Below are 7,034 nucleotides of genomic sequence, written 5' to 3'. Positions count from 1 at the left end.
AACGATAAAGACCCCAGACAGCGATCCCCCACCGATCTCTCACATCAAAGACAGTGACACCCGATCTCGAAACAAGCCCTGACCAGCACCAACACCCCAAAGACTCACTGTCTCTCACACCACTGCCCCCAAACCGAGAGATCGCACCCAGCTCCTGGACGACGGCGCCCGCCTCGCCGCCATCGTCCCCGGAGTCACCCGCCACGGCGAGGACGTCGGCCGGTGGCTCGCCACCCAGCGCCGCGACTTCCGCCGGCTCGGAGAGGAGCAGCAGCGCCGGCTCGCCGCACTCGGGGTGAAGCCCGCGCGGGCCGTACAGGCCCGCACAGCCGCAGCGACGTCCACGTCCGGGCGGAGTGCGGAAGCCTTCCACAAGGGCCTCCAAGCCCTCCAGCAGTACCTCGAACGCGAAGGCACAGTGGCGAGGATCCCTCGCCCGCACATCGAGGTCGTGCGCCACGACGGGAAGGATGTCGAAGTGCGGTTGGGGGTGTGGCGCAGCAACATGCGCAGCCGGCAAGCAGTACTCCCTGCAGACCAGCGGCAGCAGTTGGCTGATCTCGGGCTGTTCGACTGAGGGGAGTCTTCGGCAGATTCAGGTCGCTTCGCCGGTGATGGGATAGTGATCGAATTGCGGCCAGGGAAAAATGGCCCAGGTGGACGGGTCCGCGAGCGTGAAGACGTGATTCGCGCTCCGTGTCATCGGGCTCTCACTGGGCGGAATCTCCAGCCTGTATGCCGTGATGGTGTGTCCGTCGGCGTCCAGGACAGTCAGGCACCCAGGCAGGGCGGTTCCACCAGTTGCCCTGACGATGTAGGTCTGATCTCGGGCTTCCAGTGTGAGGGTGGCCTTGTCCTCGTCACTGACCTGTACAGCCTCGGTGATCAAGAGTCGGGGCTGTTCGGAAAGGCCATCATCGGCCATGTCGTCTCCTGTCCTGCGCTGCGTCGATGAGATCTCAGATCACCGCGGCGAACAGACCGTTCGCCAAAAGGACGACGAAGGCCGAACACACGCGGCGATGATGCGTTTTGCCTGGTTGGACGTATACGAACCCTTAAGCAATCCCCCCTCTTCCCGGCCCTTACCGGTTCTGTCCTCCGCTTGGCGGACTGGTGATCCCGGGTGCCATGAGCGGAAGGCAGTGAGCCGGCCCGGAAGGGCCCCGTCGATCACCTGCCCGACGGCCCGCATCGCACCGGGGTGTGGCTGGCCAACCAGCACCAGCGGCGCGACCGGCTCGACGCTGTGCAGCTCGAAGTCCTCGCCGGGCTCGGGGTGGAGTGGGCCGGCTCCTGATCGCCCGTCCCGTCCCCGGGCGCCGAGACAGTCGTCGGCCGGGGATGGGAGCGTCGGATGCTGTGTACGGTCCCGGCTACGGGCGCCTTCCAGGCCCGCCGCCCGCTTCCTCGGCGGCATGACGCTGGACCTCTTCCGAGGGCGCGACCAGCGGCCCGGTCGGCGGCGGAGCAGGCCGCGGCCGGTACACCGCGCCCCGGTACCGAGTGACCACGCCGGCCATGCCGCCCAGGAACGTCAACACGAAGTCCGACTCCACCAGACCGAGGTGGCCCGCCCGCCAGCCCGCCACGACCAGGACGCCGGTCAGCAAGAAGCCCTCGACCGCGATCCGGTCCCGGCCGGACAGCCCCCACCAAGCCGGCCGCCCCCGCTCCACCCACGCACCGATACCCCGCCGCCCGGGAGCCCCGGCCGTCACCGGCCCTGCCCCCGGCCCGAAGTCTGAGCGGGGGCCGCCTGCCGGTGCGCGGGCACCGCAGGCTCCACCGGCGCGGCCTGACCAGGGGCCGCGCCGGTGGGGGGTGGTGGAACGGGAACGGGCAGCAGCGGCGGAGACACGAGGACCGTCGGGAACCGGAGCGCCGGGCGGGGCGGTCAGGGCGCGCAACGTGGCGCCGACCATGCGGCCCGCGAGTTCTTCGGGCGAACCCTGCTGCCAGGCGGTGACGTCCCCCAGCCCGGCCTTCAGACGGTCGAGCAGTCCCTGCTCTCCCTCCGGACCGCGGGCGACACCGGCCATGCGGGCAGCCAGCACAGGCCAGGCCCGGGTACTGACCAGGAGGGCGCTCTCCCACTCGGAGCCGACGCAGTTCCGCACGAGGGACACCAGCCAGCTGTTCGCCGCCGGCCAACGCCAAGCTGCCCAAGGGCCGCAGGCCGGTCCGACAGATCCAGGTCGTTCGGGACACTCAACCCTTCGGTCAGCGGCCCCCACATCGCGCGGGCATCCGCACTCACCGCCACCGGCTCCGCAGCAGGAGCCGGAGCAGGAAGGAGCAGCAGGGACGGCCTCCGGCCCGACGGACGAGACGGCCGCGTACGGGGCGGGGGCGGGCGCAGGCCGGGCTGCGGGCACCCCGGCAGTGGCCATCCATCCGGCCGCGCCTACACGCACGCCACCGGAACTACCCGAGAAACGACAAGAACCTGAACCGGGCCGGCGACATCTTTCGTCCCATCGGCCCAGGTCAGGACACCACAAGCAGGTGAACACTCCCGTCGCCAGCCAGTGAAAGACCTGTGACGCCCATCAACCGGCCGGCCTCGACCGCGCCGAAAAGTCCTGCGCCAGTTCGCCAACGGCATCGACGCCGACAACCGGCGCGTACACCGCGCCTTCCTCGCCTCCGTACGCGTCCTCGGCGAAGGCGTCGACATCACCGGCGAACGCGGCGTCGAAGCCATCTGCTTCGCCGACACCCGCGGCTCCCAGGTCGAGATCGTCCAGAACATCGGCCGCGCGCTCCGGCTCAACAAGGACGGCTCCACCAAGGTCGCCCGGATCATCGTGCCCGTCTTCCTGGAGCCCGGCGAGGACCCGACCGACATGGTCGCCAGCGCCAGCTTCCGCCCCCTTGTAGCCGTCCTCCAGGGCCTGCGCAGTCATGACGACCGTCTGGTCGAGCAGCTCGCCTCCCGCGCCCTCACCAGCGGGAAGCGCCGGCTGCACATCCGGCGCGACGCGGATGGGCAGATCGTCGGCACCGGTGGCGAGGGCGAGGACCAGGAGGACGGCGCCGACGCGGCGACCGAGTCGGCGCTGCTCCACTTCTCCAGCCCGCGCGACGCCGCCACCATCGCCGCATTCCTCCGCACCCGGGTCTACCGGCCAGAGTCCCTGGTGTGGCTGGAGGGCTACCAGGCCCTGCTGCGGTGGCGGGCGGAGAACGAGATCACCGGCGTCCACGCCGTCCCCTACGACGTGGAGGTCGAGGTCGGCGTCACCAAGGCGTTCCCGCTCGGACGGTGGGTGCACCAGCAGCGCAAGGCCCTGCGCGCCGGGGAGCTCGAGGACCGGCGCAAGGTCCTCCTGGACGCCTCGGAGGCCGGGATGGTGTGGGAACCGGGCGAGGAGGCGTGGGAGGCCAAGCTCGCCGTGCTCCGGTCGTACCGGCGGGCCACCGGGCATCTCGCGCCCCGGCAGGACGCCGTGTGGGGCGTGGACGACGCGATGGTGCCCGTCGGGCAGTACATGGCCAACTCCGCAGGAAGGGCGCGAAGAACGGGCTGGGGAAGGACGAGGACACCGCGACCACCCGGGCCGCGCAGCTCGCCGCGATCGACAAGGACTGGAACTGCCCCTGGCCACTCGACTGGCAGCGGCACCACCGCGTCCTGGCCGACCTGGTCGACGCCGACGGACGGCCGCCCGACATCGCGCCCGGCGTGCTGTGGGACGGCGACGACATCGGGCGGTGGCTCCAGCAGCAGAAGCAGCCGGCCACCTGGGCGCGGCTGCTGCCCGAGCAGCAGGCGCGGCTGACCGCGCTGGGCGTACAACCCGACCAGAAGCCGTCCCCCGCCCCCGCGGCCAGCCGCGGGGCAAAGGGGCCGAGCAAGGCACAGCAGGCATTCCAGCGGGGCCTGACAGCCCTCACACAGTGGGTAGAGCGGGAAGGCACCCACCGGCCCGTCCCCCGCGCCCACGGCGAGGAGATCACGGTCGAAGGTGAGGCGGAGACGGTGATCGTCAAGCTCGGTGTATGGGTCTCCAACACCAAAACCCGACGCGACAAACTCACCACCGACCAACACGCCGCACTCGCCGAGCTCGGCGTCGACTGGGCGTGACACGCCACCCCGCCCGTCATTGAGCCGGGAGCTCAGCGAAGTGGAGACCCCGGGACATCGTGACCCCCGGGCCCTCCGGCTTGTCCTCCTGCACCGGGATGCTGGTCCAGCAGGCTGCAACACAGAAGCAGCCGCGCTGATCGTCCCGCGTCTCGCCGACTCGCGGACGTCGGTTCTTGAACAGCGGAAACTGCTGGCCCAGCCACCGGGTGCCGGTCTAGGTATCAGCCTTTGGGCGAAGCAATACACGCCCAGGAGCCGGGCGTGTCAGTGGCCTGCGGCATGATGCTGGGTCTGACGGCGCATCCAATAGTGACTTCCGAGACCGTCTTCAACAGGGGGCTTTGTGCACAAGCTGGTCGCAGATGAGGTAGGGGTCACGGAGGATCGGCAATTGCACTACGAGAGGTGGCAGTGGGGCGGAAGGCTGCCAAGCGAGAGGCTGCACGGTGTCCGCGGGAGCAACGTCCTGGGTCTGCTCACCTTCGACAGTGACCTGGTGCACGCCCTCGATGTCGCGGGTCCCGAGATCCAGCGTTCAGTGGCATTGTGCGCCGCACGGCGGGCGTGCGACGCGGCGGGCCTGACCGATGTGCGGTGGGTCGCCCCAGCGCTCACCGCGTTGGCGCAGGGGCATCCCCTACCGGCGCCCTTCGACGACGACGACCAGATGTGGGAAACCCTGCGATCCTCCCCCCTCGTCCCGGGTCCGACGGTGCTCGGGGCGATGCCCCCCGAGCGACCGCCGTACATCCCCCCACCGCCGGCAGGGTGGACGTGGGTCCCGGCCGCAGAGCCGAGAGACGACGGGGCGACGTGCTACGAACTCGACCGGCTACCGGGCAGCCGCGCGCCGATGGAGTCCGCTTCCTTGCTGGTGTACCCCGGCACACCGGACGCCCGCGGACCGATCTCACAGCCGTACTTCGCTCTCCCCGCCCTGCTCGCTGCTGCTGAGCCCGATCCGCTGAAAGCGGCTCTGGACGCGGTCTGGCATGCGTTGCACACGCACGGCGAGCACTACCCCGAACTGCTGAAGGAGATCTGGGCGCTCTGCTCCGGGCGGGCGATCGCACTTGGCGCCCCCATCGCCGTCGCCGACCCGGAGCCCAAAGATGTCCCTGCACCCTACTCGCCGTAGACGGGCCGGTTGGCGACTGCACCGTCGCGGATCTTCACATGGACGGCGTCGGTGAAGACCACCGGACAGGCGACGTCAAGCGGTCCGTTCTGCCACTCGGGCATGCCGTCCAGGAGCTCGTCGGTGATCGTGGAGCTCGTCTGGCGGGAGACCTCAGCGCCATAAACCTCGGCCAGTGGGCCTGGAGTGCTGCTGTTCCAGCTTCCTGCCGGCCTCGCCCTGCTGCTCCTGGCGACCACCGAACATCGGCACACCGGCCGGCACCGCCAGAACTGAACGTGTGCGGAGCGTGCCAGCCGGACCGTCCGAGCCTGTGGGACTGGCGCACCTGGACCGCGCCGACACTGCAGCTGCTTGGGCAGATTCCAGGTGCTGCCGGCCAGCGACGACAACGAGCTCCGCAGCAGAGCCCCTGGCCGTGCCGGGCGGACATACGGCTTCCCGCGCAGCACGGGCAGGAAGGCCGGGGCCGGCTCCGTGCCCGTACGGCGCAGCCCTCAGGCCGGTCAGCGGGCCAGCAGGGTGCGTGGGTCCCGCGGCCTGCCGGACCGTGCCACCAGCAGCGGCAGCAACCTATACCGCCACGTGTCGAGATGAACCATGCCACCGGACATCCCACCGTGCGCATACCGCTCCCGGTACACGTGCGGGGCCGGCTCACCGAGTAGGTCGACTTCCACAAGCTCCTCGAACGTCGACCGCAGGAGGGCGGCGACCGCCTCGGCCGACGGCGGGACCTCCCTACCGGACAAGGCCTCCCTCAGCGCCTGCCAGACGTGCGGATCGCCACGCAACCCCCACCGGCCGGGTCCCGGGTCGAAGAGCTCGGACATTTTCGCCACGGTGGCCCGATCATGTGTCATGACACCAGCCTCCCAGAGATCCGCGGTGTGTCCCACCCTGATCCGATCCGCCGGAAGCGGCGTCGACGCCGCATGCAAACGCCGGTCCGCCGACGGATGTCAGAAGGGCGGCGCTGTACGCACTATCGATGCTCGCCCGATACCAGCCCGCCCAGTGGGCGAACCACATCAACGTGGACGGCAGCCGACACGCGGTCCCCATCGAAAAGATCCTGGAACGGGCCATGGAACACCTACCCGTACTGATCGCGGACACCATCGATGAAGTCGCCGCCTGGTCGTAGACAGAAGGCGATGCTCACGCGTGCGATCTGCTGCGCGAGGACGTCGCGGTCGATGTACGGGTCGACCGCGGCGAGGACCAGGCGCTGGAGTTCGTTCGGCTCCAGCGCCTCCACCTCCTGCTGGAGCGGGTGCTCGATGTCGAAGCCGTAGCGGGCGAAGGGCGGCCACCTCGGGTCGCAGCGCTTGCCCTCCGTCGCCGGGAGCCCGTACGCCCGCGCCTTCTCGTAGGTGAGCGGCACCGGTCACCGAGCTCCACCTGCCCGTGCGCTCCACCCAGTCCCGCTCTCTCCGCTCGTGCAGCACTGCGTGCAGCTGCGATCTTCAGTCAGCCTGTGCTCGCTCGGACGACTTCAGGTCGACGACGGATAACTCTCCCGTGTCCAGGTGGCCGATCAGGTCGATCCGGCCGTTGACCGTGATGCACGGCGCCATGTGCACGTCGATTGGCAGTCCGGAGTGCTCTGTCAGCGCACGTCGGGCCCCGTTGTCACGCAGGTACCGGCTCACTGCCCGAATTGTGGAGCCGGCGCAAACGGGGAGTGCAGGTGTCGGTCGACCAACGCCTCGACCTCAACGGCGGTCCCGACATCGCCCTTGACCACCCACCGCCCGCCGCAAGCCCCATGAACCCCCGCCACCCGCCCGGCGGAGC

At 69.8% G+C, this 7,034-nt stretch carries 9 protein-coding genes and 2 pseudogenes; 4 read left to right on the top strand and 7 right to left on the bottom strand.

Going from position 1 to position 7,034, the window contains the following annotated elements; all coding sequences use genetic code 11:
- Window positions 1-460: hypothetical protein (locus tag AC07A6_RS33785; protein WP_478779669.1), on the bottom strand; the 460-nt coding region annotated here is incomplete at its 3' end.
- Here AC07A6_RS33785 and AC07A6_RS33780 point away from each other — a divergent pair.
- Window positions 419-577 carry a hypothetical protein gene (locus tag AC07A6_RS33780; protein WP_478779668.1) on the top strand — a complete coding sequence of 53 codons (159 nt, stop codon included), beginning with the start codon at window positions 419-421 and terminating at the stop codon, window positions 575-577. The two genes, AC07A6_RS33785 and AC07A6_RS33780, sit on opposite strands and share 42 nt — an antisense overlap.
- An 18-nt stretch (window positions 578-595) precedes the next feature.
- On the opposite strand, the gene AC07A6_RS33775 is transcribed toward AC07A6_RS33780, so the two are convergent.
- A complete protein-coding gene (locus AC07A6_RS33775) occupies window positions 596-925 on the bottom strand; it encodes a hypothetical protein (protein WP_478779667.1) in 330 nt (109 codons plus the stop codon).
- Between the two features lie 279 nt (window positions 926-1,204).
- Between AC07A6_RS33775 and AC07A6_RS33770 the strand changes: the two genes are divergently transcribed.
- The gene (locus AC07A6_RS33770; protein WP_478779666.1) at window positions 1,205-1,300 is read left to right on the top strand and encodes a helicase; all 96 of its coding nucleotides are present in this window, start codon (window positions 1,205-1,207) and stop codon (window positions 1,298-1,300) included.
- A gap of 76 nt (window positions 1,301-1,376) precedes the next feature.
- Here AC07A6_RS33770 and AC07A6_RS33765 read toward each other — a convergent pair whose 3' ends face one another.
- Complete coding sequence (locus AC07A6_RS33765) at window positions 1,377-2,129, bottom strand: hypothetical protein (protein WP_478779665.1); 753 nt, start codon at window positions 2,127-2,129, stop codon at window positions 1,377-1,379.
- A 444-nt stretch (window positions 2,130-2,573) separates the two neighbouring features.
- Here AC07A6_RS33765 and AC07A6_RS33760 point away from each other — a divergent pair.
- A pseudogene (locus tag AC07A6_RS33760) lies at window positions 2,574-4,093 on the top strand (helicase associated domain-containing protein); the annotation flags it as partial.
- 1,075 nt (window positions 4,094-5,168) lie between these two features.
- On the opposite strand, the pseudogene AC07A6_RS33755 reads toward AC07A6_RS33760, so the two are convergent.
- Together AC07A6_RS33755 and AC07A6_RS33750 are read right to left on the bottom strand one after the other, a co-directional pair.
- Window positions 5,169-5,410, bottom strand: a pseudogene (locus AC07A6_RS33755) (transposase); the annotation flags it as partial.
- Between the two features lie 330 nt (window positions 5,411-5,740).
- Entirely contained in the window at window positions 5,741-6,067 is a 327-nt protein-coding gene (locus tag AC07A6_RS33750) for a hypothetical protein (RefSeq protein WP_478779664.1), read from the bottom strand.
- Between the two features lie 158 nt (window positions 6,068-6,225).
- On the opposite strand from AC07A6_RS33750, the gene AC07A6_RS33745 reads away from it, so the two are divergent.
- A complete protein-coding gene (locus AC07A6_RS33745; RefSeq protein ID WP_386274818.1) occupies window positions 6,226-6,381 on the top strand; it encodes a YaaC family protein in 156 nt (51 codons plus the stop codon).
- Here the strand turns inward: AC07A6_RS33745 and AC07A6_RS33740 are convergent.
- A complete protein-coding gene (locus AC07A6_RS33740) occupies window positions 6,331-6,621 on the bottom strand; it encodes a hypothetical protein (RefSeq protein ID WP_478779663.1) in 291 nt (96 codons plus the stop codon). The genes AC07A6_RS33745 and AC07A6_RS33740 overlap by 51 nt on opposite strands.
- 82 nt (window positions 6,622-6,703) lie before the next feature.
- A complete protein-coding gene (locus AC07A6_RS33735; protein ID WP_478779662.1) occupies window positions 6,704-6,889 on the bottom strand; it encodes a hypothetical protein in 186 nt (61 codons plus the stop codon).
- Window positions 6,890-7,034 lie beyond the last annotated feature (145 nt).

It is taken from the genome of Streptomyces sp. NPDC044002, from assembly GCF_056434525.1.
This window is presented reverse-complemented; position numbering and strand designations above follow the sequence as displayed.

Excerpts from the sequence above, each read along its gene's own strand:
- AC07A6_RS33775 (WP_478779667.1), bottom strand. The coding sequence starts at position 925 with ATGGCCGATGATGGCCTTTCCGAACAGCCCCGACTCTTGATCACCGAG.
- AC07A6_RS33750 (WP_478779664.1), bottom strand. The coding sequence starts at position 6,067 with ATGTCCGAGCTCTTCGACCCGGGACCCGGCCGGTGGGGGTTGCGTGGC.
- AC07A6_RS33745 (WP_386274818.1), top strand. The coding sequence starts at position 6,226 with ATGCTCGCCCGATACCAGCCCGCCCAGTGGGCGAACCACATCAACGTG.